The following is a 22,211-nucleotide window of genomic DNA, read 5'->3' as shown; positions in this document are numbered from 1 at the left end:
CCTGGTTTAGCTTGTATGACTTTCTAACAGAAAAGGAAGTCCACCTCCTTTCTAATTGTATCCAGGCAGCCGTATATATGGCCGTATATGCCTTCCTGGATTGGGGCTTTTTCGGAAAAGAACGGAAAAAAGAATAAAGAAGCAATGGGCATTTCCTTTTGATGGGGAAATGCTTTTTTTGTACTAATAAAAAGGAACTTTTTTCCTTATTAACCGTATATGTGATTAAGCAAATTGTCGGCAAAGGGGGAGCAAGGATGTTTTATAGTGATATACAAACGGTCCTGACGGCATTATTTTTCTGGTGGCTTGTGCTGCTTCTGTTTCAGCGCTTGGCCAATCGCTATCCTGAAAGGAATACGTGGAAAAAGGATATTTTGACTTCTTTTTATCAAAGCGTTTTGATTCTGATCCTGCTGCCGGTGCTGAAGTTTATATTGAACCAATTTGGGTACTAATAATCCGGCTAAGTAAGGAGTGAAGCGATGCGAGTCAAGAATATACTTATTGCTGCATCTATTTTTCTGAACATAGGATTAGGGCTGGTTGTCTATAAAGAGTTGAGCAAACCAGATGCTGGTGAAGTTGGGCTGATATTCAAGGAAGCGGTCAGGACAGAAAATGACCAGCAGGCCAGAACACTCATGGCCGAGGGAAGAAAGGCGAAAATCTCTGATGAGCTGCTGCAGCAAATGAAGGTAAGAATGAGTTCAGGTACAAGCTTCAATACCTATGAGCTGTTAAAATTTGAAAATGGCGAAATGGTGCTGCTTCATTTAACGCCTGATGATCGGTATGAAATACAGGATGTGATGATTGTGCCTGAGGAGATGAGAGGGGTATTTGATGGAGATGTACATTAAAAATAGGAAGTGGAAGGCGGGCAGAAGGATAAAGGCTGCCTCTGCTGCCATTTTGCTAATGGGGCTTCTTATCGGCTGTACCAATACTGACAAGGATGCCGAGGTCACCAAAAGAGCTGAGCCTCCAAAAAATGAATTGACAAATTTTAAAACAGAAGATGGGAAAATGGGAAAATTGATATTGTTATGCAAAATAAAGGGGAGTTTTCAACGGATACGCTAAAGCAGATCAAAGAAGAAATCCTCGGCTTTTATGGGGCACTGCAAAAAGAAAAGATTCCTCTTTCTCCACCCTCCAGGATTTATTTGAATCTGCATAATGAGCAAAAGGTCAGCTCCCATAACGGCGGCACCATCAATCTTTATTATATTTCAGAAGGAAATGATCCGCTCATTCATGAAATGACCCATGCACTTTTTAATGATGAAAAAGGACAAGTTACACAAGAAGGCCTGGCGATTTTTATGCAGGAAACCTATTCGGAAAGAAGTGTGAATCCTAATTATAAGGAAGATACACATGAAATCATGAAGGATTTAATCTCTAAAGACATCATACTGCCTCTTGAAACCCTGCTGCTGGATGACAGATTCTTCTCCTATACAAACCTGGATAAAGACTCATCCTCCCTCAGATGGCTGGCTTACATCGAATCCGCTTCGTTTACAAGGTATCTTATCAATGAATATGGAATGGAAAAATTCCTGGAAATTCATGGTGAAGCGAACCTGGCAGCAATTATTCAGGCAGTCTATGGAAAGTCACTGGAGCAGTTAGAAGGAGAATGGAAGCAATTTTTGCAGAGTGGTTCTGAACCAAATGAAGAAGCGGTGAGAAGCTATGAGTCTGGCATTCAAGGAATTATGAAGCATTTGGAAGAGAATAAAGAGCGTTTATTGGACGGGTGATAGGGGAGATTTTTATAAGGACAGAAGCTCTTCCTTCAGGCCAGTTGTCAGGATAAAAGGGGCTTGGTTAAAAAAAGCAGTGAAACGATTTAAACACTGAGCAATTTACCCAAAAAATGATGTAGATTAAAAAAGCTGAGAGACAAATATCACCTGCAAAAGGGCAATATCTCTCTCAGCTCAAATTTATTAATGAGCAGTCATTTCATGCACTATTTCGTCTCCGCTTAAATCAGAGAAATAATAGGTTGGCCAGTGCTCCAGTTCTTTCAGAAGCTCTGCATGTTCTTCATCCCCGAAATAAATGTGGTAATGGTCTGCTTTTGTCGGGTAGATGCTGTGATCGCTGAATTGGACATGCTTTGGCAGCCCGTCTGTTTCTTCTCCTGCCAGATCAAATAGAAAACGGACGCCCCGGTTTCCGGCTTCATAGGTCAGGATTTCGTAGCCGTGATATTCATATTCTCCTGTTTTTGCTTCACCATTTCTGTAAAATGTCATCTCGTTATCCTTGATAACAATTCGTTCAACGTCTGTCTCATAACCAGTTTTATAATAAGCTTTGTACTCCTCAGCGGATTTATCCTTTTTTGTTTCAGCTTTGTGTTCAAAAACCTCATCCAGCGTTCCGTCCAGCAGATAAGGGTAAACAGACTGCCAGTCTCCTTCCCAGTCAGATAAAGGACGGTCTTCGACTTGGTCATCTTCAAATATCCCTGAATAGATTTGTTGTTCTTCCTCTGAGCCGTGGCTGTGGTCATGCTCGTGTTCATGATCTTCCTCGTCATCATGGTCATGTTCATGATCATGGCTCTCTTCGGCACTCTCAGTGGATTCCTCGGCATTTTCAGCGGATTCCTCAGGGGCTGCCTCTTTAGCCGGTGCATCGCTCTTTTCCTGGCAGCCTGCAAGGATGATGCCTAATAAGAAAAGGAAAAAAATAGAACTGGTAAGCTTTTTGCTCATAAATGATATCGCTCCAATCATTATGTATTGTATAAATCGTAATTGTTACTATTTATACCTTACTGAATATACTATGTGCGAAAAAATGTGTCAATGTAAACCGTAATTATTTTGATTTATGATTAAAAAAACTATTTGAAAAAATAATATTGCAGACAACATCATGTGTTATAAAATGGAGTTATTGTATACATTGAGGGGATCATTTAAAAAAGAAAATGATTAATGCTTAATTAAATGGTTATAACCTGCCTTATCAGGGAAATCTACAAAAAATGTATTGTTGTTGAGAGGAGTGTTTTTATGGAGGGCATATGGCTTGAATATGCATGGGCATTACTGATTTTAATTGGATTGGAGGGCTTGCTTTCTGCGGACAATGCGCTTGTACTGGCTGTCATCGCGAAGCATCTGCCTGAGGATCAGAAGAAAAGAGCTATCAACTACGGAATCATTATGGCTTTTGCCTTTCGATTTATCGCGCTTTTTGCCATTTCCTTCATTGCCAACGTGTGGCAGATACAGGCAATCGGGGCGGCTTACCTGCTTTACCTGGGATTGAAGCATGTGATTAAAGCGAAGTTTGGGAAAGATAACGAACATAACCGCGAGGATCTGAAAGAAGAGTCCCGCGGCAAGGGATTTTGGCCGACTGTAGGGAAAATCGCATTAGCCGATTTGGCATTTGCAATTGACTCAATCCTTGCTGCGGTTGCACTTGCTTTGGGACTGCCGGATTCACCGCTCGATGATTTCGGCGGCATGGACGGCGGACAGTTCATTGTCGTAGTCCTTGGCGGTATCGCGGGCTTGGTCCTTATCAAATTCGCTGCAACCTGGTTTGTGCAGCTGCTTGCGAAACGACCGGCACTTGAAACAACCGCCTATGCCATTGTAGCGTGGGTCGGAGTCAAGCTTGCTGTCATCACGCTTGCACATGAAGATATCGGCGTCCTAGACCACCACTTTCCGCACAGCACAGGCTGGACACTGGTCTTCTACGGAATACTGATCGCAATAGCCCTCCTCGGATGGTTTGCACCGCAGAAAAAATCGAATACCGAAACATTATAAAGAGCCAAGGGGACAGGTCCCCTGGCTCTTTTTGCGGCTGGGCCACGGGGTCTGTCCCCCTGGCTCTTTTTTCAAGAAGGATTGGCGCCGTGTTTTGTGGAACTTATGGTGGATGTCATTATAAGAAGGAGTTCAAAAAATGAATGACCGCCACGAAAATCTTTTCACCCAGCTGCAAGCTTATAGGGAAGATATTCTGCTTGTGTTAGAAGGAATAACCGCCTGTCAGGCAGAGATTGTTCCCGATAAATTCCGCAATAACATCAGATGGAATATGGGGCATATTTATCTGGACCAATATTTATGGATTGAAGCGCTGACGAAGGAAAAATCACCGGTGCCGGAAGCATTCCGCACCTGGTTTGGCTATGGCTCAACACCTGCTGATTTTACTGAAGAAACACCCTCATTTGATGAACTTAAGGATCTGCTGAGACAGCAGCCGACATGCCTGAGGAAAGCCTATGGCCACCGCCTTGAAGAAGAATATCCGCCAACAGAAATGGGAATGCGGACAATCGAACAAGTGCTGATCCGGACGATATTCCATGAAGGCATGCATCTGCAGGCTATCATGGATATTCGGAAGTGGCTTTGAGCCAAGGGGACAGGTCCCTTGGCTCTTTTTTATGAATGGGCCAGGGTGTCTGTCCCCCTGGCTCGAAATAACTCTTGACCTCTTGATATCCATATTTTAGAATTAATTTTAATTATTGGAGAGCGATGATGAAGAATAGTAGGCATTAAGAGTGTGGCAGAGAGCTGATGTTGGGTGCGAATCAGTACAGGATTAATGCTGAATGGGCTTCTGAGCTTCCGGGCTGAATTTGCAGTAGGTCCGGCGGAGTGCCTTACCGTTACAAGAGGCTAAGTATTGGAACCTTTGGTTTCAGTATGGATAAGTGCGTTTACTTATTGTGAACGAATGAAGGTGGCACCACGGGTTACTCGTCCTTTTTGGAGGGGTAGCCCTTTTTGTATTTCATCCGATTTTGAACTAGGGGGAGGCATTATGGCAAAAACGATTTTAACAGGGATAAAGCCTACAGGACAGATTCATTTAGGGAATTATATCGGGGCGATCAAGCCTGCATTGGAGCTGGCTGATTCAGGGGAATACAGGGCGGCTTACTTTGTCGCCGATTATCATGGACTGACCAAAATCCATGATGGGGCCGAATTTAACCAGTTATCATATGGGATTGTTGCAACATGGCTGGCATTGGGACTGAATCCTGACAAGGTGATTTTTTACCGGCAATCAGACATTCCTGAAATCTTTGAGCTGAACTGGATATTAAGCTGTTTTGCATCCAAAGGGCTTATGAACCGTGCCCACGCCTATAAAGCCGCTGTTGAAGCCAATAAGATTGCTGGGAAAGATGCTGACTTCGGTGTGAACATGGGTTTGTTCAACTACCCAGTGCTGATGGCCGCCGATATTTTGATGTTCAAGACGGAGGTTGTTCCTGTCGGGAAGGATCAGATCCAGCATATTGAGATTGCCAGGGATATTGCAGAAAGCTTTAATCATCATTATGGCGAAACATTTCTGCTGCCAGAGTATAGAATTCAAGAAGATACAGCAGTGCTGCCAGGCTTGGATGGCCGGAAAATGAGCAAAAGCTACAAAAATACAATTCCTCTTTTTGAGGAGCCGGGCAAGCTGCAGAAACTTATCAACAAAATCAAAACAGATTCACTGCCGCCAGAGGCGCCGAAGGATCCGCAGTCTTCCGTATTATTTATGCTGTATAAAGAATTCGCTTCAGCTTTTGAAGTTGAAAAGATGAGAGCAGAATATCAGAAAGGCATCGGCTGGGGAGAAGTGAAAAAGGAGCTCTTCCATACAATGAATAGATTCATGGAGGAGCCGCGGGAAAAATATAAGGAGCTGATGTCCTCGCCGGCAGCAATTGATAAGATTTTGCAGGAGGGAGCAGAAAAAGCCAGGGCTGTCAGTGCACCGTTTTTAAAAGAAGTAAAGAGGAAAATAGGGTTCACTGTATAACTGTTTAACCAGCAGGATTCTAACTTCCCTGCTTTATAAATGCCATATGAATCTGATTGGGGGATATTTTGAGGGCAAAAATAATCGTATTCCTACTTACTCTTTTCACCTTTCTTACATGGCTGTTCATGGCCATCTATTTTTCTACAGAGAATGATTGGTGGTCTGTGCTTGAAAGCAGAGAGACCAGCTATGATACAGCTGTAGTTGGAGTATCTTATGTAAAAGTTCTCTTGGGCACAGGTCTATTTCTAGCGGGGGGAACCTTAGTGTACATGTTAATTTGCAGAAAATGAACCAGGGGGTCAGGTCCCTTGGCTCATTTTGAGGCTGGGCCAGGGGTCCTGACCCCCTGGCACGAAATGAGGAGATATTTTGGAGAATCAAATAACCTATAAAATCTGGACAGTGGTGATGATTCAGGATGGAGATAAAGTGCTGCTGCTGGACAGGCAGCATGACCACTTTAAGGGCTTTCTTCCGCCGGGCGGGCGAGTGGAATTCCCGGAGAGCTTTACTGATGGAGCAATCCGGGAGGTCAGGGAAGAAACCGGCCTTGAAGTGAGCAATCTTGTATTTAAGGGGATTTCGGAGTTTGTGAATCCGGTGAAAAATGAGCGGTATATGATGATGAATTATTGGACGAAGGACTTTGAGGGCGAACTGCTGGAGAATCCGCCGGAAGGGGAGCTGCATTGGATCAGCATAAAAGATGCAAAAAATTTGCCGATGCAGGAAGATATCAAAATGAGATTTGATTTGTTTTTCGAGCCGGGGACATTTGAGATTCAGACGGTTTGGGATGAGGAGAGGAATGGGCCGGGGGCCATTATGATTAAGAGAACATGAAGAGCCAAGGGGACAGGTCCCTTGGCTTTTTTTTGAAGCTGGGCCACGGGGTCTGTCCCCTTGGCTCACAATTTGGGAATGCTAAAAACGAGGTGAGGGCTATTGAAGAGAGTAGTATTTTTCTTATTGTCTATACTCTTAGTGAGTTTATCAAATGAAGCTGGAGCTGCAGAACCAAAACATAAAATAGTCGCCAAATCAGACAGCATCACTTTGCATGCCATAGAGAGGAATGGTCTTTTTTACGACTTTAAGTTGAATTTTCAGGGAAGTGAGTATTCCAGGCCCTTCTGGATAAATGCATCCAATCCCACTTACGCCCCTGAAATCCATTACGAGGATATTAATGGTGATAAAAAGAAAGAACTGATTATTATCCTGACCAAAGGTTATGGTACAGGCGTCTTAGAGCAAGAAGTGGCTGTCTTTCATGTAAATGGCCAGCCGTTGAGAGAAGTACTGGTTGACAACCCAATGGCAATTGTAAATAAGAATATAAAATCAAGCTTAACAAAAAACAAAGCAGTGATAACGATTGGACAGAAGTCTTATCAAATTGATGTTAAAAAGTTGAAGATTTTACCTGATACCATATTTCCAGAGATTAACTTTGGCAGCATCATTAAGTACGAAATAAGAGATAATAAACTTTATGCTGTATTGTATCCCCAGCTGTCTCCAGGTGCTTTTGCAGGCAGCATTGTCATTGGATATGAATACCGGGATCGTATGTATCAGGCAAAATCAATAATTTTTGTGAGCCAGGGGGACAGGTCCCATGGCTCTTTTTAAAACTGGGCCAGGGGGTCGTCCCTGTGGCAAGTCATTTTGTGATGTCAAAACTGATAATAATAAAAAGACCTAAGGGCAGAAATATATTTTAATGTAACAGGCGGGTTGATCCAGGAAGGATAACCGCCTTTTTTATTGAATTCTTATTTTATGAAAGTGCAGCTTAAAACAAGTGTCTTGTTATTAAAATAACATGGGACAAGTTTCTCCATAGTTAGGACGGTGCATGATGAAGAATCGGCGGAACATAGTACTCTTTATTGCTCAAAGCTTGGATGGTTACATTGCAACAAAAGAAGACTCATTAGATTGGTTATTCAAAGTTGAGGGTGAAGGTGATAATGGCTACTCGGAATTTTATGAAGAAATTGACACAATCATTATGGGCAAAAGAACATATGACTGGATAATGAAACACGAAAAAGGTCAATTTCCATATGAAAATAAAGATTGTTACGTCTTTACCAGGTCTCAAGTAGAAGATACAGCTGATGTTAAGTTTGTGAATGAAGATATTGTAAATTTCGCCAATAGCCTTAAAAAAGAAGAAGGTAAAAATATTTGGGTAGTTGGCGGCGGAGAATTGTTACACACGTTTTTGAAAGAAAAATTACTCGATGAACTGTTTATCACAATTGCTCCTTCCATCATCGGAGATGGAATCCCATTATTTAAATCCGGCGATTATCAGCTGGACTTAAAACTTAAAGGGACCCGAACTTTTAACCAATTTGTTGAAATACATTACACAGTAAAAAAGTGAGCCAAGGGGACAGGTACCTTGGCTCATTTTGAGACTGGGCCACGGGACCTGTCCCCCTGGCATGTTTAAGGGGGAAAAATAATGGAAGTGAGAATGGAGTATTATGTTCTCGGGCTACTCACAATATCATTTATGTTTTTCAATATTGCTGCCTATTTGATGGGTGGTGTAAATGAGCCGTACAGAGACCTATTATTAACTATTGCAGTCGGTCATTTTGTGATGTCAAAACTGATTATAATTAAAAAGAAAGAATGAGCCACGGGACCTGTCCCCCTGGCCTCATTGAAACTGAGGGGACAAATTGAAAATAAACATTATTATTTCACTCTCATTGGTTTTAATAACACTTTTAGGAGTAATTTTGGGTGTGTTTCAATAACTAGGGATCAAGTATTAAGCTATTTAAATGCTAGAGAAGATGCTCCATTAATTAGTTCGGCCGAGTTGGTTTATGATTGGAAAATGGGCAGATATATGGCAGATGTTAGATATGAAGATGAGTTGGATGTACGATACAGCTATATTTATGATAAGGAAAATAAAAAGGTTCGGGTCTATAATATTATTAAATCTAATCAAGGTATGGAGGGCGGAGTGCAAGAAGGTAAACATGACAGCTTGGATAATTATTGATAGATTCCTGATAAAACCATGGGAACATCAATTCACTTCTGGTCATTTACCTGATAAAAACTGAATTTGTAAAGTGAAGTGCTATTTAACTAACAAAGGCTATGCTCAAGATCAGCTGGCATAATAGGGAGGATTTCTTTATTTTTAGTTTGCTTGGAGAGTATAGTAATTAAAGCAGGGGGATTATGAATTTAATGTTATCTGGTTTCTTAGCATGTGTCGCTGCTACTATATTATTGGTGATTCTATGTGCCAAAATCATAAATGTTTTTGTCAAAAAGAAACGTTTCCCTAATAAATTACTGATAGCAGTATTGGCTGGGGTTATTTTGGTTTCTTCAATATATGTGTATGAAACGTACTTTTTTACCTTTAGTAAAATTGACAGAGACAATGTCCAAACGGGACCTGGATCTGTCACATCACCCAATGAAGAACTTACCGCTGCTGCTTTTTATGAACCATATGGCGGCGCGGCAGGCGGTGTTAACGTCTGGGTTGAAGTCACAAACAATCATAAGAAGAATAATGTTCAAACTGTTTATTATGCTGATGCAAAAAGTGACTTTTCAATGAAATGGATGGATGAAGACACCCTGTATATCCTCAATGACGACCCCGACTATCCAAATTCAAACAGAAGCATCAAGTTAAAAATCGGCAGAGAAATTTATCACGAAAATGGATTGGCTTGTAAAAGTCTGCTAATGAAAGACGAATTTGAGACTTGCTACCAAAACTAATATCTTCTATGTTCCGGTTCAGCTGCTGCCAAACCAGGCAGCTTTTCTTATATAACTTTGAGGCAGAAATGACGTTGTTCTAGATCGTCCTCACTTTAAGCTTGTAATGCGTAGCAAAGATAAGATGCTTATTCTGTTGAAAAAAGGCGATGAAATCATCGCCAATTTAAGCATCTTTTCTTGAACGTTCCTTATGATAAATATAATCAACCCGTTCTTTGGTTTTCATAAGCATTGAAGATAAAATTGCTGTGTATATAGTTGTTAAAAGAATTGCAATAATTCCTATGCCAAACAAATTATTATCACGATGCATCAATACCACCACCTTCTTTTAGTTGCAATAATATATTGCTCCTGATGCTTATTTTTATTCAAAAAATCAAGGAATCGGAGCAGTTGGCTGTTGATACTCAATTCACTTTTTCCAGATAACAGCTGCTTATGTTTTGGATGGCTGGTAAGCCAGATACCTTTCTTATCTCACAAAAGGGGGCAGCCTTCTGTAATGAAGTTAAGTATATGAGATAACATATGCCGGCCAAAGGCGGGTATTAGTGCATAGCATCTAATTGCGATGGGAAATCTATTGAAAAATATGGGAGTGACTTTCATGAGGAAAGTGATCGTTCTTTTCACCATTTTATTTATACTTACAAGTGGTGATTTTGTTAATGCTAAACCTTCCGAACCCAAGGTAATTAAACCTTATGCAGAAGATTGGTATGTCACTCCAGAAGATATTATTAAGGATATTGTATTTCCCTCAATTGATAAAAAAGTGACGCAGGAGTATTCAGGCAATGATGAAGCGATCTTTGGGTGGCAGTTCCAAAGAATCGTCGGTATTGTTTACAATAATAATCATTCTTATGATATTTCCATAAATATTCAAGTTCCAGAAGGAAGTAGCACACTCGGCAACTATGCACATGACCTTGTTAAAGTTAGGGTATCACCATCTTGTGATAGTCCTAAAATTGGTTGCAGTCATGGATTTAAAGTAGAAATAGTAGAGTACAGCCATTTGTCATGATAAGTTCTAAATAATACTTTGTTTGAACAGCGGCGTTTCAAATCAATTTTTGATAACAGTTGTAAAAGAAATACAATTAAACTGCAGATGCTTATGCTAAATCGGCTGCCAATCAGGCGGCCTTTCTTTTGTATAACAAACGGGGTGTAATGTATAACAAAATTTTGACTGACATGTAACTATTTAAAAGTTAGTTCGTCTGTTTATTTACACAAGGCGGCATCATATAAAATTGACGAAAATAATATCTTTTATAAGTATTTTGTTTATGATCTGAGTTAATGTGCGATAACGGTTTTATTAACAACCCCGCAAAAGCATTCCGGATCCAAGGGATTTTCTTTAAAAAAAATGCCGGCATAATTGCTGGATAAAATTGTTTATTCTAATGCCCAGACGTTAAATGGGTTTCTGATTTTGAATAACAATTAGGTGAACAATTGGAGAAATAACTAAACAAATAGATAAGGCATGGAGTTTTAAAAACGGGACAGCAAATATATTGTTGGAAGTAGGATATATAAAACAGATACTCCAGCTTATTTTGCGAATATAGAGGGGAAAGAAATACTGTTGTTCCATTATTAGGTATTTATGGCTCAGATCGGAGGTAAAGTTTATTTGTTTACCAGAATTGGATTAGCTGCGTTAGCTCTAATAATCTTAGTAACAGTTTATAGGTTGATAGCCATTCAAGAGGGAGTTGACCAAACCTATTTATTACCGATGGGTTTTGAGGGATGTGTAGTAATTAATTACAATGTGAAGGGTGCAAGGCCACTAAAAATAGATAACAATGAAATTGTTTATAAGGTTCCTAAGAGTGGGGTTTTAAACACTTCTTCCCCATCTGATTTTGGCTGGGTCAATGAACAGCATTCTGGAGGATACCAATTACGTGCGTTTTATGTTGACGGCAAAGGAAATAAAATTAAAGAATTACATCAAGAAAAAATAAGGTTTGGAGCGAACGGAGCAGCTCAAGAGGAGGGAAAGCCAGAAAGACAATATTCCTATCAGATTTTTGGTTCAGAAGACATTGAAAACAAAGGTTGTCCAGCACTTGATAGATAGAAACTGCTTCTATTGCACTAATGGATGCTCACGTTCCAAACCAGGCAGTTTTTTTTCCACATAAGTGGCAGTCGAAGAAGGAATTTTTACTTCTTATTCAAAGGGGACTTAAGATGAATATCACCATCCGCAAGATGCACTACCAAGATACAAAACAAGTTCAAAGCATAGCGAAAACAACTTGGAATGCCACATATGAGGGCATAATCCCCTTAGAAGTACAAAATAATTTTATAAAGTTAAATTATAGTGATGAAAGTATGAAACAACGTATAGAACGTTCTATAGTTTATGTTGCAGAAGTTGAGGGAGAAGTTGTCGGTTTTGCAAACTATTCTACAGTGAGGGATGGCGGAAAGGTCGAATTGGCGGCTATTTATCTTTATCCAGAATTCCAGGGCAGAGGGATTGGCACTGCTTTGATACAACAAGCGGTTAAAGAATTAAAAGGTATAAAAGAAATTTATATAAACGTCGAAAAAGATAATAAGGTTGGCATGTACTTTTATGAAGCTAAAGGTTTTGAAATAGTTAAAGAATATGAAAAAGAGTTCGATGGACATATCTTAAAACAAGTACGGATGGTTAAAAAGTTTAATTGCTAACGGGTGATTATGTTGCAGACTAGCTGCCATATCACGCTTTTAAAGTTATTTCATCTGTTTATTCAAAAAGGAGGCATCACATGAAATTCACAAAAATCTTATTTCCTATAAGTATGTTGTGTATTTTCTTAGTGGGATGCAATAACGGTCTTATTGACAATCCGGCTCCAAAGGACTTTCTTAGCGATGATAGTGCTGATATATTTCTTCTGGGTGGAATTGTGTATTCTAATGCCCAAGATGTTGATTGGGTTTCTGATCTGGAATATCAATTGGGTGAACAAATTGGAGAAATAACTAAAATAACAGATAAGGCCGGCTGTTTTAAAAACGGTACGGCAAATATATTACCTGTTGGAACTAAAATATATGAAACAGATACTCCAGCATATATTGCAAATGTTGATGGAGAGGAAATACCATATTTAAAACAGATTGAAGGTTAATCGTTGCTAGGCTATTGGGTGCTTATGGTTCAGATCGCTCACTAATCGATACTGCTGCTGAAACTTATTCCGATCAAGGAAAACGATAGCCAGAGGCACTTTTTGAAAATTCCATAATTTGATATGATATAAGTAAAGTAATAGACAGAGGGAGTGCTTAAAAATATGGAATACATAACGCTTAATAATGGGCTTGAAATGCCTATAGTAGGGACAGGTACAAATACGTATGGAAAAGAAAACAACGATTATAACGGAGCTTTAACAAACGAAATACCTGAACTGGCATCCGCAATTGAGCTGGGTTACCGTTCCATAGACGCAGCCATCATGTATCGAAACGAAAAGCTTGTCGGAAGTGTGTTGGCAGAAAGCAAAGTGCCTCGGGAAGAGTTTTTCATTACAACCAAAATTCCAGCCAGTGAAGAATATATTTCTTCAAAGGAAGCTACCCGGGCAGCTATTGATAATAGTCTGAAAAATTTCCAGACAGACTATCTCGACCTGCTTCTTATTCACTTTCCTATCGAGGACAAAGTACAGCTTAAAAACACTTGGGAAGTCTTTGAAGAATATTATGAAGCGGGCAAACTAAAAGCAATCGGTGTTTCAAACTTTGAAAAAAATCATCTGGATGAATTGAAAAAATTCGCTAAAGTGAAGCCGGCTGTTAATCAGATACAAATCAACTTAAAAGAACCCAACAAAAATCTCCTTGCCGTATTAAAAGACGAGGAAATTACCCCTGTTGCCTGGGGACCTATGAAAGCCGAAGCCCACCAAAAAGAAGCTTTGGATGAAATCGGTAAGATCTATCATAAATCCGGTGCACAAGTCTTATTAAAATACCAAATCCAACGCGGTGTGATTGTTATCCCTAAATCTCACAAACGAGAAAATCAAGCGTCCAATCTGGAACTTTTCGATTTTGAATTGACTGCGGAGGATATAGAAAAGATAGAAAATCTATAATTGCTTAGTCCTTTATCCTGGTAATATGAATAATATTGCTGGGATTTTAATTTTTTTTGAGCAATTCAGCTGCCATTTCAAAAAAAAGGCAATTACCTTATTGTTAATATATGGTAAAATAAGTTAATGAGGAGGCGATTAAAATTAAACGAACGCCATTTGAGCCACCAGCCGATTTTTACGATGAACGGTTAAGCAAAGTTGATGATCAAATCTGTTCTTTGTTAAAACAGCGGAGGGATATTTCAAACAACAACCCAGGGTTTCCGACGGATACTTTTATCTCTAACTGGGCTATCAAGTATGATCTCTATGAAGAGTATTTGAAGGCGTTATTCGGGGGAATGAGAATATACGATTTCTTTAAACCGCGTATTGAACCGGCTGGATTCAGAAAACACCTATCGGTTTTAAAATCGGTTGAAAAAGATGATCGGATATATTCCATAACCGTTATTCGGCAGTATGAGAATGCCAGCGTTATACAGCTGCATATTGATTGGGATGAGCCGGATGATTCGCCAATCGGCCGGCATCATCATAATAGTTTTGAATTGTTTTTAGGAGAGCAATACGATTGCTGGCAGTCTCGTGGTGGTGGCTCAACAGGGCATTTTACATACAGCTTCATTGTTTCTCCGCCATTGCCTGACGATATTTCCAATACAAAGATAGTCTTTAAAGAGTATAGCGACACCTTTAAGGAAAAGCCAACAGGACTTGAAATTGTTATGAATATAGAATAACAAGCTAAATGCAGAAATGTTTAAGATCTGAATGTGAATTGGTCAGATCTTTTTTTTGATGGTGAAAGAGGAGTAACCTATAATCACCAATTATGATGGTTGTCAGAAGTCGTTGGCTTATACCGGCTAGATAGTTCATCTCCAACAACCAAAGTGTATTCTTCTACTAATCACTCGAATATTAAAATGCAAAGAGTATTTGGAGAAAATGGTTTTACTCGAAGTGGGGTGGTTGAAAACCCTAGAGGACGGATACCCTGAAATCATTCATTACAAATTAAAAATACAGTTATTGAACTATCCAGTCTTATATTCTAAATCAGCTGTCAGCGATTTGTATAGCCTTCCACGATCAAGATCCAATAATGCGAGTAATAATGGAAGGTTAATTGGCAACAGGCAAAAAATTGATAGAAACTCCAAAAACAATCCAAAGCTTTTGGAGTTTCTTTTAAGCGTTATCCCTGTACCGGAGCGGTCTTCATTTCAAAGATTTTTTGGAGCGTAAGGATATGCTTTGTCTTCTCGTCATCGTCTTCTGTGTGGAGATACCACTCCACAAGCCTGTACCCAAATAGAAGAAGTATCATCTCGTAGATGCAATGATCAGCACTATGAGATACTCCACCCGCATATTCCGAAAAGCCTTTATAATAAGCGGGAACGCATCTTTGGTAATATTCGACCATGTGATCGGTATCCGCTTCATCCGCAATAAGGCTTGCGAGATCTTCCCCCAAATAACCCCAGCCGCATGTGTCCCAATCAATGAGTGCAATTTTTCCATCCGCATAAATCAGGTTGGCCACCCAGAAGTCCCGGTGGCATAGGACAAGGGGCAGTCTTTCAATATGGGCAAGTATCTCATCAGCTTGATTATCGATTTCTATGAGCATTTGCCGTATGTGCTGCGGCAATTCGCAATCTTCCGAGCGTATATAATTGTATACGACCGGCCATGAACGGTAATGCAGATACGTATTCTTCATGAGATCTGCATGGCTAAGATTACTCAGGTTCTGCAGCACTGCCGGCCGCTCCTTATACAGTTTGCCTTGAAAGCGTCCTAACTCCAGCGCGGCCTGCTCATACATATTACCGGTCAAGTCTAAACCAGTTACACCATCGATATATTCCAGCCACAGCTGGAATTCATTTTCTTCGGCATTCAACTCAGCGTGATAACATGCCGGCCAGCGTAATGCTTCTGAGAAGACCGCTCCCAATCCGGATGTATAGAGATCATATTCCCGGCGCCATGAATCGGGATCTCCATAACGCTCCCATTTCTTCTGGACTTTAAGCACAATACGATATGGTAATTTCTTGTCATCAGCGGTTTCGGCAATCCCTGTTACCAGGTACACACTTCCCACAGTTCCGCCCTGTAAAGGCATGGTTTGGCAGTCGGCAGAGACAATATCCTCTTTGAACCGTTGGCTTAAGATATGGTTCAGTATCTTAGAATTAATAATCATTTCTTCCTTCCTCCGTTTGCTCCCTCTGAATGGAGAGAATTTGGCTTCAAGATCTCTTTTCGTTATGTCTTGGACATACTCGGTCCTTGCTGGCTGTTTGTGGACGCAAAAATGCCACGGACCAGCAGCCTCTAAAGAAGCTGCTGTCGCGCGGCATCAGGACGTAAAAAAGATACGACCTTCATCGTATCCTGCAACAGCAAAATTCACGAAAGGTTACTTTAAATGGCATACCAAATAATACGGGAGAATCCCGCTTTTCTTCGCGCATGCCTGCTATTCAGTTTTAAGGCCAAATCACCATAAAAGTAGTTGCCATTAAAAACACATCTCCCTTCAGGTTAAGGAATTGGCTTATCGCTGGTTGACTTGAAACATTAATTGACAGGTCATTCCGTTTGCAGAACTGTCACTTTATTTACTAAAGCAGCAAACAACAAGAAATTAGGCCACTGGGACAGGCCCCCTGGCTCTTTTCTAGACTTGCCCATAGGACCTGTCCCTGCGGCATTCTCAATCCGAAGCCGGCGGGCGTGAAGTATATGGATAAATAGGATCCAGCAGTTCAAATTCATAACTCTCGCTATTTACTTTTCCAACAATTTTCTCACTATCATAAAGATCCAGCATGAATCCGGCCATTTCCCTGGCGGTATGGTATTTTTGCACGTTGTCACGGTAGCTGAATTCTTCTACTTCGCGAGCGTTTATAACAAATTCAGTTTCTGTCATAGCCGGCGCAAGCACTTTTACTTTCATGGCAGCTCCCTGATCCTGAAGTTCCTGGGCGAGCCCTTCTGTAAATGCACTCACATAAAACTTAGTAGCAGCGTACGTTACCCCGTTTGGTACCATTCTATAGCCTACATCAGAAGCCACGTTGATTAATTGGGTGCCTGCCTTTTGAGAATAATCATGTGTGTATAAAGTGGAAAGGGTTGTGAGTGCTTCAATATTGACTCTGAGCATCTTTTCAATCTTTTGTACATTCTGTTCGGCAACGGGGGCACTGTTTCCGAAACCGGCGTTATTGATCCAGGTTTCAATATCGTATTCTTTTAAACTCTCATATAAAGAATGAAGAATGAACATTTTCGCTTTCAGAAAGATCTGCCGGCAGAATTACCACATCCAGATCGGCGTTTATGTTGTGGATTTCTGCTTTTAGCTTATGCAGCTGATCTTCCCGCCTTGCAGTCACAATGACATTTTTATTGCGTGAAGCAAATGCAAGCGCCGCTTCGTAACCAATTCCTGAGCTGGCACCTGTAATCACCGTATACTTCATGAGAACTCCCCCTTTTAAATATTTCACAATTCATACTTATCTTACTGTTAACATTAACCAAAAAGCAAATGAACCAAGGGGACAGGTCCCTTGGCTCTTTTTGAGCCATGGGACCTGTCCCCTTGGCTTCATTTAAAGTACAATTACACAAAGAACACCACAGAGGAGATTCTAAATGATTAAAGGAATATATGAATTCGTAAGTGAAGCACAGTTAAAAAAGTATGCAGAGCTTGCTGTGCGGGCTGGTGTAAATCTGCAGAAAAATCAATTATTGATTATACATAGTGATATACAAAATGCTGTGTTTGCACGTCTGATCCAGTCGGCTGCCTACGAGGCAGGAGCTTCGAATGTATTTATAGATTGGACAGATGAACAATCTGCCAAAGAATTTTACTTACATGCAGCGGATCGTGATATTGATCACTTTCCTGATTGGCAGGCTGCCCGTTTTAAGGAGTGGGAAGATGCGGGTGCTGCTTACATCCATATTATTTCAGAAAACCTGGATGTTTTTAAAGAGGCTTCTCCAGAAAGGATAAGCCGTTTCCAAAAAGCTTCTCGTACCAAATTAAAGGATTATCATGCGAAAATCAGATCCCATGAGATACGCTGGTGTCTGCTGGCTGTCCCATATGTTTCCTGGGCAGCCAAAGTATTTCCGAACCTAAGTAGAGAAGAAGCCTTGTATTCATTATGGGAATTAATTTTAAAAGGATCCCGGGCAGATGGAAAAGATCCTATAAAAGATTGGGAGAGTCATAACAGAGCCTTCGAGTCCCGCAAAAAAATCCTGAACGAGAGCCAATTTGAAGCCCTCCATTTTACCAATAGCCGTGGAACTGATTTATTAGTGGGCCTGCCTGAAAATCATCGCTACATTGGCGGCGGTGTCACAGATAAAAATGGAATACCTTTCTTTCCGAACATTCCTACCGAAGAAATATTTACAGCTCCCCATAAAAATAAGGTGAATGGCAAATTGGCCGGTACGAAACCTCTTATCTATGGGGGAAGTATCATCGACGAATTTTATCTGATTTTTAAAGATGGAATGATTACCGACTATTACGCTGCAAGGGGACAAGAAGTGTTGCAAAATCTGATTGAAACAGACGAAGGTTCACATTATCTGGGCGAGATTGCCTTGGTCTCTAATAAATCACCTCTTGCTCAGACAGACACTCTTTTTTACAATACCTTGTTTGATGAAAATACAGCCTGTCATATTGGAATCGGAAATGCCTCTCCCTCCAATATTCAAAATGGCATTGGCCAATCTGAGGAAGAGCTGAAGGCCGCGGGTCTGAATGCCTCACTTTTGTTAGTCAATGTGACCTTTGGTACCGAAGATATGAAAGTAGTGGGCATTAAAGAAGATGGAACTGAAGTTTTGTTAATGAAGGATGGGGATTTTCAATTTTAAGGTTTCTATCACTATATGAAAAAACAGGAAGTAAGAAGGAGAAATAAGATCCTGGAGAGAATTAATATTCATTCAGTTTTCAAAGGTGGCAAGAGCTGATTATGTGGAGAGATTATTTGACAAGTATTTCAAAAGAGTGTGAGTTTAAAGCACCTGCAACGGAAGCGGAGACCGCTATAATTAAGAAGGAACTAAAAGTTGAATTGCCGGATAAGTTGGCTGAATTATACAAGGAAACAAACGGAGTTTATGGGAACTATGGAATTTCGTTTGTTTGGTCCATAGAACAGATGATTAAAGAAAATTTATTTTTCTGGACCCTTCATGAGCGAAGCGATTTTATGAAACCTCTGGATACCTTTTTATTTTTCTCTGATGCCGGAAATGGAGACTTATTTGGCTATTCAATAACAGATGGAAGGGTTCAGACAGAGCATATTTATGTCTGGAACCATGAAGATGACAGTCGTTGGAGAGTAGCTTCATCTCTAGAGGAGTTTATCAGAGGATGGATGATTGGGGAGATATCTGTATGAGTTTTCCTATGGGAAATCTTTAATTCATCCAGTCTGCTTCCTTTTGTGGAGAAAGGAGCATTTAAGCTTAATAGAAATTGCCAAATAATTATTTTGAAGTTCTAACTAATAAAAGAGTTTTTTGGGAGAGAATGCCGCTGTGAAAAAGATATGGCAAGAAGATGATGAATACTATAAATTGGAACCTTTAAAAGATAAAGAAGTAGAAAGAGCAGAAAAAAAACTTAAAGTGAAGTTGCCTAAATCCTATATTTATCTTCTTAAGATCCAGAATGGTGGATATATTAACTATAATTCGTTCCCTTCTAATGTCCCAACATCTTGGGCTGATGATCATATTAATATTGATCACATTTTAGGTATAGGTGAAGAAAAAGGTATATTAGAAAGTGAATACTTAATAAAAGAATGGGGTTTGCCGAAAAATATTGTTTTAGTCTCAGGAAGTGGGCATTCGTGGGTAGCATTAGATTACAGAAATACAAAAGTAGAGCCTCCGGTAATATACATTGATATGGAATCTGAACAGATTATTGAATTAGCTCCTAATTTTGACATATTCTTAAATGGATTATACGTAGAAAAAGCAGAACTTGAAGATATTTATCTTGAACAAGAGGGAAGACATTGGACCCCCGATGAACTTAACACAGCCTTATCAACGACTAACGAGCAAGAGATTACCCTCGCTTTGAACTATCTTTATGAAAATACTAAGGGAAATGAACATTTGATTGAACAAAGCTTGGTTGTTCTCCTTCAAAATCCTGTTATTGATATCAAACAGTTAGCAGTCAATTTTGCTCATCATTTCAATGAAGAAGGAATACTTTCTTCTGTAGTGGTTGAAGAAATGATATCAATTATACGGAAGGACAAGGAAATTGATTATTATGCCGATATGTATTTCAGTGAAAACTGAGATGACATCTTCAGCTACCGGGAGCTTAAATTCCAAATCGCTGCCAAAACTGGCGGCTTTTTTATTTTATAAAAGGAGCAGGTATCCTTTGTTTAAAATTAATTGTAACCTTTCTTGCAGCTCAAACGATTAATACTTGAAGACTAAACAAGGAGGGAACCATTTGGCCGGCAATGAAAGGTTAGGGGAGAGAATCGATCAGATCTATAAGAGTCATTATTTGGATGTATATCGTTTTCTTATTTGCTTTACTGGTAACCAGAATGATGCCGAGGACTTAACTCAAGAAGTTTTTTTACGAATCCTGAATAACTTGACCAGAGGCAAAAATATTGACCATCAAAGAACTTGGATTTTCTCCATTGCAAAGCATGTTGCCATTGACCATTATAGAAAAAGGAGATTTTCTTCCCTTTTTACCGACAGCTTCTTTAAACATATTGTCTCGGCCGAAAAGGAACCGGGAGAATTAATTGAGGAAAATGAAATGAAAAGGATTGTTCATGATGCTATATCTGAGCTGAAACCAAAGTATAGGACTGTAGTGATCCTAAGAGGCATTAATGAATTTTCAATCCGGGAAACATCCGAGATCCTTCAATGCAGCGAGTCAAAGGTCAAAGTAGATTATCACAGGGCTTTAAAAATACTTAGGATGAAGCTTGAGTGGGATATAGAGGAGGTCATCGGGAATGCAAACTGATAAAGACTTGTTCGACTTAATAAAGGAAACATATCCAATCAACCCAAGAGAGAAATTTGTCTTGGACACTGCTGATAAACTCAAAAAATCGGCCAGGCAGATAAACAGAAGAAGCCGGCTCAAACAATTTACGGTTGCTTCAGCCAGTATTGCCATGTGCACATTGGCTCTTTCATGGTTCTTCTTTTATGGCGGAAAAGATATCTTTTATAACAACTTCTCCACTCCTCAAAATGAACATTCAGCTTCGACAGCAGCTATAAAAATCCAAGATCCTTTAGTATATATCTACCATTCACACAATCAGGAATCTTTTGTGTCAGAAACCTCAACGAATCACTCAGATGATTTGTTTCACAAAGAAAGAAATATTTCACTGGTGGGTGAGCGGCTTAGACAAGAACTTAAAAATTATGGAATTCATGCTATCCATGATAGCACGAATATTAAGGCGGAATTAGAAGAAAAAAGACTCTCGTATAGCGACGCATATAAAGTTTCCAGAGTACCACTCGAAAATACCTTATCACATAATAAAAAGCTGAAAATGGTCCTTGATATACACAGAGATTCATCAAAGAGAAATCAGTCAACGATTAGCATAGAGGGGAAGGACTATCCTAGAATTGCATTTATAGTGTCGAAATCCAGTGCTAAATACGAAGTGAATTTTAAATTTGCCCAACTGCTGCATGAATATACTGAGGAAAGATACCCCAACTTATCCAGGGGAGTTTTTACTAAGGATACCCCTACTCAAAATTCTTATAATCAAGATCTGTTTGGTAACTCTGTGCTGTTAGAAGTTGGAGGGAAGGAAAATACTTTGGAAGAAGAGTATCGAACTGTTGATGTCCTTTCAGAAGTCATCAGTGAGATCCTTACCGACTGGAACGAACAAGAAAAGGAGTAAACTATTCTGTACTTACATTAAAAGTTAGCTGCCAAAAGTCTGGCAGCTTTTCTTATTCCATGAAAGGGGCAGGATAGTGAGGTATGGTTTTAAAAAAACAGGAATTCTTATCCTTATTTGAGTGCCAGCAAGCATCAAAATAAGCGGAGATTCTCCGGTTAGGATGCTGAGTACTGCACTGTAGAGGGTAAATTAGAGGGTGAATTTCCGGTTAAGCGGACCGATGGTGCACATTTTCTTGTTTATTGAATCGATAGCCGGAATTTCTCCGCCTATTTGAGCTATTTTAGAGTATTTTTGAAATTAGGGTGAATTTCTACGTTTATTTTTCAACCTGATACTGATTCTCTCATTCAGGTCCAGGGAGGGCCGCTCTGGGCGGGGAAGAAAAAAATTATAAAGACTAAAGACTACAGCCTGATAAGAAATACTTATCAGGCCATTTTGTTTTTCAAAG

General features: G+C 39.9%; 25 protein-coding genes, 1 pseudogene and 1 other annotated feature. Of the genes and pseudogenes, 22 read left to right on the top strand and 4 right to left on the bottom strand.

Features of this window, described 5'->3' with window-relative positions; translation table 11 throughout:
• Positions 1-257 precede the first annotated feature (257 nt).
• The 3 genes from Q9R36_RS21015 to Q9R36_RS21005 all read left to right on the top strand — a co-directional run bounded on the left by Q9R36_RS21015 (position 258) and on the right by Q9R36_RS21005 (position 1,772).
• Positions 258-458, top strand: coding sequence for a hypothetical protein (locus Q9R36_RS21015; RefSeq protein ID WP_009791965.1), 201 nt, complete (start codon positions 258-260; stop codon positions 456-458).
• Positions 459-485: 27 nt separating this feature from the next.
• Entirely contained in the window at positions 486-863 is a 378-nt protein-coding gene (locus Q9R36_RS21010; RefSeq protein WP_253616392.1) for a hypothetical protein, read from the top strand.
• Positions 864-1,049: 186 nt separating this feature from the next.
• On the top strand, positions 1,050-1,772 hold the full coding sequence (locus Q9R36_RS21005; protein WP_311225831.1) for a peptidase MA family metallohydrolase: 723 nt from the start codon (positions 1,050-1,052) through the stop codon (positions 1,770-1,772).
• A 189-nt stretch (positions 1,773-1,961) separates the two neighbouring features.
• Here the strand turns inward: Q9R36_RS21005 and Q9R36_RS21000 are convergent, their stop codons facing one another.
• Positions 1,962-2,738: a metal-binding protein ZinT gene (locus Q9R36_RS21000; RefSeq protein WP_311225830.1), complete on the bottom strand. Its 777-nt coding sequence runs from the start codon at positions 2,736-2,738 to the stop codon at positions 1,962-1,964.
• Between the two features lie 303 nt (positions 2,739-3,041).
• Here Q9R36_RS21000 and Q9R36_RS20995 point away from each other — a divergent pair, with 303 nt between their 5' ends.
• The 8 genes from Q9R36_RS20995 (at position 3,042) to Q9R36_RS20960 (ending at position 9,606) form a co-directional block, all read left to right on the top strand.
• Entirely contained in the window at positions 3,042-3,812 is a 771-nt protein-coding gene (locus Q9R36_RS20995) for a TerC family protein (protein ID WP_148950396.1), read from the top strand.
• Between the two features lie 139 nt (positions 3,813-3,951).
• On the top strand, positions 3,952-4,410 hold the full coding sequence (locus Q9R36_RS20990; RefSeq protein ID WP_311225829.1) for a DinB family protein: 459 nt from the start codon (positions 3,952-3,954) through the stop codon (positions 4,408-4,410).
• 116 nt (positions 4,411-4,526) lie between these two features.
• Positions 4,527-4,771 (top strand) — a binding site (T-box leader).
• A 53-nt stretch (positions 4,772-4,824) separates the two neighbouring features.
• Positions 4,825-5,823 carry a tryptophan--tRNA ligase gene (locus Q9R36_RS20985; RefSeq protein ID WP_311225828.1) on the top strand — a complete coding sequence of 333 codons (999 nt, stop codon included), beginning with the start codon at positions 4,825-4,827 and terminating at the stop codon, positions 5,821-5,823.
• Between the two features lie 375 nt (positions 5,824-6,198).
• Entirely contained in the window at positions 6,199-6,672 is a 474-nt protein-coding gene (locus Q9R36_RS20980; RefSeq protein WP_311225827.1) for an 8-oxo-dGTP diphosphatase, read from the top strand.
• Between the two features lie 102 nt (positions 6,673-6,774).
• Positions 6,775-7,464 (top strand): hypothetical protein, encoded by a 690-nt coding sequence (locus Q9R36_RS20975; protein WP_311225826.1) that lies wholly within the window; start codon positions 6,775-6,777, stop codon positions 7,462-7,464.
• Positions 7,465-7,693: 229 nt separating this feature from the next.
• Positions 7,694-8,227: a dihydrofolate reductase family protein gene (locus Q9R36_RS20970; RefSeq protein WP_187445491.1), complete on the top strand. Its 534-nt coding sequence runs from the start codon at positions 7,694-7,696 to the stop codon at positions 8,225-8,227.
• 81 nt (positions 8,228-8,308) lie between these two features.
• On the top strand, positions 8,309-8,485 hold the full coding sequence (locus Q9R36_RS20965; protein ID WP_165352667.1) for a hypothetical protein: 177 nt from the start codon (positions 8,309-8,311) through the stop codon (positions 8,483-8,485).
• Positions 8,486-9,048: 563 nt separating this feature from the next.
• On the top strand, positions 9,049-9,606 hold the full coding sequence (locus Q9R36_RS20960; protein WP_311225825.1) for a DUF5412 family protein: 558 nt from the start codon (positions 9,049-9,051) through the stop codon (positions 9,604-9,606).
• Positions 9,607-9,772: 166 nt separating this feature from the next.
• On the opposite strand, the gene Q9R36_RS20955 is transcribed toward Q9R36_RS20960, so the two are convergent.
• Positions 9,773-9,922 carry a hypothetical protein gene (locus Q9R36_RS20955; RefSeq protein WP_165352666.1) on the bottom strand — a complete coding sequence of 50 codons (150 nt, stop codon included), beginning with the start codon at positions 9,920-9,922 and terminating at the stop codon, positions 9,773-9,775.
• 297 nt (positions 9,923-10,219) lie between these two features.
• Between Q9R36_RS20955 and Q9R36_RS20950 the strand changes: the two genes are divergently transcribed.
• From Q9R36_RS20950 to Q9R36_RS20925, 6 genes are all read left to right on the top strand, one after another.
• Complete coding sequence (locus Q9R36_RS20950; RefSeq protein WP_253616401.1) at positions 10,220-10,642, top strand: hypothetical protein; 423 nt, start codon at positions 10,220-10,222, stop codon at positions 10,640-10,642.
• A 621-nt stretch (positions 10,643-11,263) separates the two neighbouring features.
• On the top strand, positions 11,264-11,716 hold the full coding sequence (locus Q9R36_RS20945; protein WP_141195041.1) for a DUF6843 domain-containing protein: 453 nt from the start codon (positions 11,264-11,266) through the stop codon (positions 11,714-11,716).
• A gap of 113 nt (positions 11,717-11,829) precedes the next feature.
• Positions 11,830-12,321, top strand: a complete 492-nt coding sequence (locus tag Q9R36_RS20940) for a GNAT family N-acetyltransferase (RefSeq protein WP_253616402.1) — start codon at positions 11,830-11,832, stop codon at positions 12,319-12,321.
• Positions 12,322-12,401: 80 nt separating this feature from the next.
• Positions 12,402-12,767: a hypothetical protein gene (locus tag Q9R36_RS20935; protein ID WP_253616403.1), complete on the top strand. Its 366-nt coding sequence runs from the start codon at positions 12,402-12,404 to the stop codon at positions 12,765-12,767.
• Positions 12,768-12,932: 165 nt separating this feature from the next.
• Positions 12,933-13,739, top strand: a complete 807-nt coding sequence (locus tag Q9R36_RS20930; protein ID WP_253616404.1) for an aldo/keto reductase — start codon at positions 12,933-12,935, stop codon at positions 13,737-13,739.
• Positions 13,740-14,083: 344 nt separating this feature from the next.
• Complete coding sequence (locus tag Q9R36_RS20925) at positions 14,084-14,485, top strand: hypothetical protein (protein ID WP_311225824.1); 402 nt, start codon at positions 14,084-14,086, stop codon at positions 14,483-14,485.
• A 458-nt stretch (positions 14,486-14,943) separates the two neighbouring features.
• Here the strand turns inward: Q9R36_RS20925 and Q9R36_RS20920 are convergent, their stop codons facing one another.
• Positions 14,944-15,963 carry an aminoglycoside phosphotransferase family protein gene (locus tag Q9R36_RS20920; RefSeq protein WP_253616406.1) on the bottom strand — a complete coding sequence of 340 codons (1,020 nt, stop codon included), beginning with the start codon at positions 15,961-15,963 and terminating at the stop codon, positions 14,944-14,946.
• Positions 15,964-16,476: 513 nt separating this feature from the next.
• Positions 16,477-17,251: pseudogene (locus Q9R36_RS20915) on the bottom strand (SDR family NAD(P)-dependent oxidoreductase).
• 175 nt (positions 17,252-17,426) lie between these two features.
• Here Q9R36_RS20915 and Q9R36_RS20910 point away from each other — a divergent pair.
• From Q9R36_RS20910 to Q9R36_RS20890, 5 genes are all read left to right on the top strand, one after another.
• Entirely contained in the window at positions 17,427-18,680 is a 1,254-nt protein-coding gene (locus tag Q9R36_RS20910) for an aminopeptidase (protein ID WP_253616407.1), read from the top strand.
• A gap of 101 nt (positions 18,681-18,781) precedes the next feature.
• Entirely contained in the window at positions 18,782-19,216 is a 435-nt protein-coding gene (locus Q9R36_RS20905; protein ID WP_311225823.1) for an SMI1/KNR4 family protein, read from the top strand.
• Between the two features lie 139 nt (positions 19,217-19,355).
• Complete coding sequence (locus Q9R36_RS20900; RefSeq protein WP_253616409.1) at positions 19,356-20,138, top strand: SMI1/KNR4 family protein; 783 nt, start codon at positions 19,356-19,358, stop codon at positions 20,136-20,138.
• Positions 20,139-20,301: 163 nt separating this feature from the next.
• Complete coding sequence (locus Q9R36_RS20895) at positions 20,302-20,841, top strand: RNA polymerase sigma factor (RefSeq protein WP_253616410.1); 540 nt, start codon at positions 20,302-20,304, stop codon at positions 20,839-20,841.
• A complete protein-coding gene (locus Q9R36_RS20890; protein ID WP_253616411.1) occupies positions 20,831-21,754 on the top strand; it encodes a stage II sporulation protein P in 924 nt (307 codons plus the stop codon). Before Q9R36_RS20895 ends, Q9R36_RS20890 begins: the two co-directional genes overlap by 11 nt.
• Positions 21,755-22,211 lie beyond the last annotated feature (457 nt).

Source organism: Bacillus sp. AG4(2022) (assembly GCF_031844465.1).
In the GTDB taxonomy this organism is placed as follows: Bacteria; Bacillota; Bacilli; order Bacillales; family Cytobacillaceae; genus Bacillus_AB; species Bacillus_AB infantis.
This window is presented reverse-complemented; position numbering and strand designations above follow the sequence as displayed.

What these genes read in the sequence shown, in the direction of transcription:
- Q9R36_RS20990 (WP_311225829.1), top strand. Translation starts at nt 3,952, where the DNA reads ATGAATGACCGCCACGAAAATCTTTTCACCCAGCTGCAAGCTTATAGG.
- Q9R36_RS20935 (WP_253616403.1), top strand. Translation starts at nt 12,402, where the DNA reads ATGAAATTCACAAAAATCTTATTTCCTATAAGTATGTTGTGTATTTTC.
- Q9R36_RS21015 (WP_009791965.1), top strand. Translation starts at nt 258, where the DNA reads ATGTTTTATAGTGATATACAAACGGTCCTGACGGCATTATTTTTCTGG.
- Q9R36_RS20930 (WP_253616404.1), top strand. Translation starts at nt 12,933, where the DNA reads ATGGAATACATAACGCTTAATAATGGGCTTGAAATGCCTATAGTAGGG.
- Q9R36_RS20970 (WP_187445491.1), top strand. Translation starts at nt 7,694, where the DNA reads ATGAAGAATCGGCGGAACATAGTACTCTTTATTGCTCAAAGCTTGGAT.
- Q9R36_RS20985 (WP_311225828.1), top strand. Translation starts at nt 4,825, where the DNA reads ATGGCAAAAACGATTTTAACAGGGATAAAGCCTACAGGACAGATTCAT.
- Q9R36_RS21000 (WP_311225830.1), bottom strand. Translation starts at nt 2,738, where the DNA reads ATGAGCAAAAAGCTTACCAGTTCTATTTTTTTCCTTTTCTTATTAGGC.
- Q9R36_RS21010 (WP_253616392.1), top strand. Translation starts at nt 486, where the DNA reads ATGCGAGTCAAGAATATACTTATTGCTGCATCTATTTTTCTGAACATA.
- Q9R36_RS20960 (WP_311225825.1), top strand. Translation starts at nt 9,049, where the DNA reads ATGAATTTAATGTTATCTGGTTTCTTAGCATGTGTCGCTGCTACTATA.
- Q9R36_RS20950 (WP_253616401.1), top strand. Translation starts at nt 10,220, where the DNA reads ATGAGGAAAGTGATCGTTCTTTTCACCATTTTATTTATACTTACAAGT.
- Q9R36_RS20920 (WP_253616406.1), bottom strand. Translation starts at nt 15,963, where the DNA reads ATGATTATTAATTCTAAGATACTGAACCATATCTTAAGCCAACGGTTC.
- Q9R36_RS20955 (WP_165352666.1), bottom strand. Translation starts at nt 9,922, where the DNA reads ATGCATCGTGATAATAATTTGTTTGGCATAGGAATTATTGCAATTCTT.
- Q9R36_RS20940 (WP_253616402.1), top strand. Translation starts at nt 11,830, where the DNA reads ATGAATATCACCATCCGCAAGATGCACTACCAAGATACAAAACAAGTT.
- Q9R36_RS20910 (WP_253616407.1), top strand. Translation starts at nt 17,427, where the DNA reads ATGATTAAAGGAATATATGAATTCGTAAGTGAAGCACAGTTAAAAAAG.
- Q9R36_RS20965 (WP_165352667.1), top strand. Translation starts at nt 8,309, where the DNA reads ATGGAAGTGAGAATGGAGTATTATGTTCTCGGGCTACTCACAATATCA.
- Q9R36_RS20995 (WP_148950396.1), top strand. Translation starts at nt 3,042, where the DNA reads ATGGAGGGCATATGGCTTGAATATGCATGGGCATTACTGATTTTAATT.
- Q9R36_RS20890 (WP_253616411.1), top strand. Translation starts at nt 20,831, where the DNA reads ATGCAAACTGATAAAGACTTGTTCGACTTAATAAAGGAAACATATCCA.
- Q9R36_RS20925 (WP_311225824.1), top strand. Translation starts at nt 14,084, where the DNA reads ATGAGAATATACGATTTCTTTAAACCGCGTATTGAACCGGCTGGATTC.
- Q9R36_RS20905 (WP_311225823.1), top strand. Translation starts at nt 18,782, where the DNA reads ATGTGGAGAGATTATTTGACAAGTATTTCAAAAGAGTGTGAGTTTAAA.
- Q9R36_RS21005 (WP_311225831.1), top strand. Translation starts at nt 1,050, where the DNA reads ATGCAAAATAAAGGGGAGTTTTCAACGGATACGCTAAAGCAGATCAAA.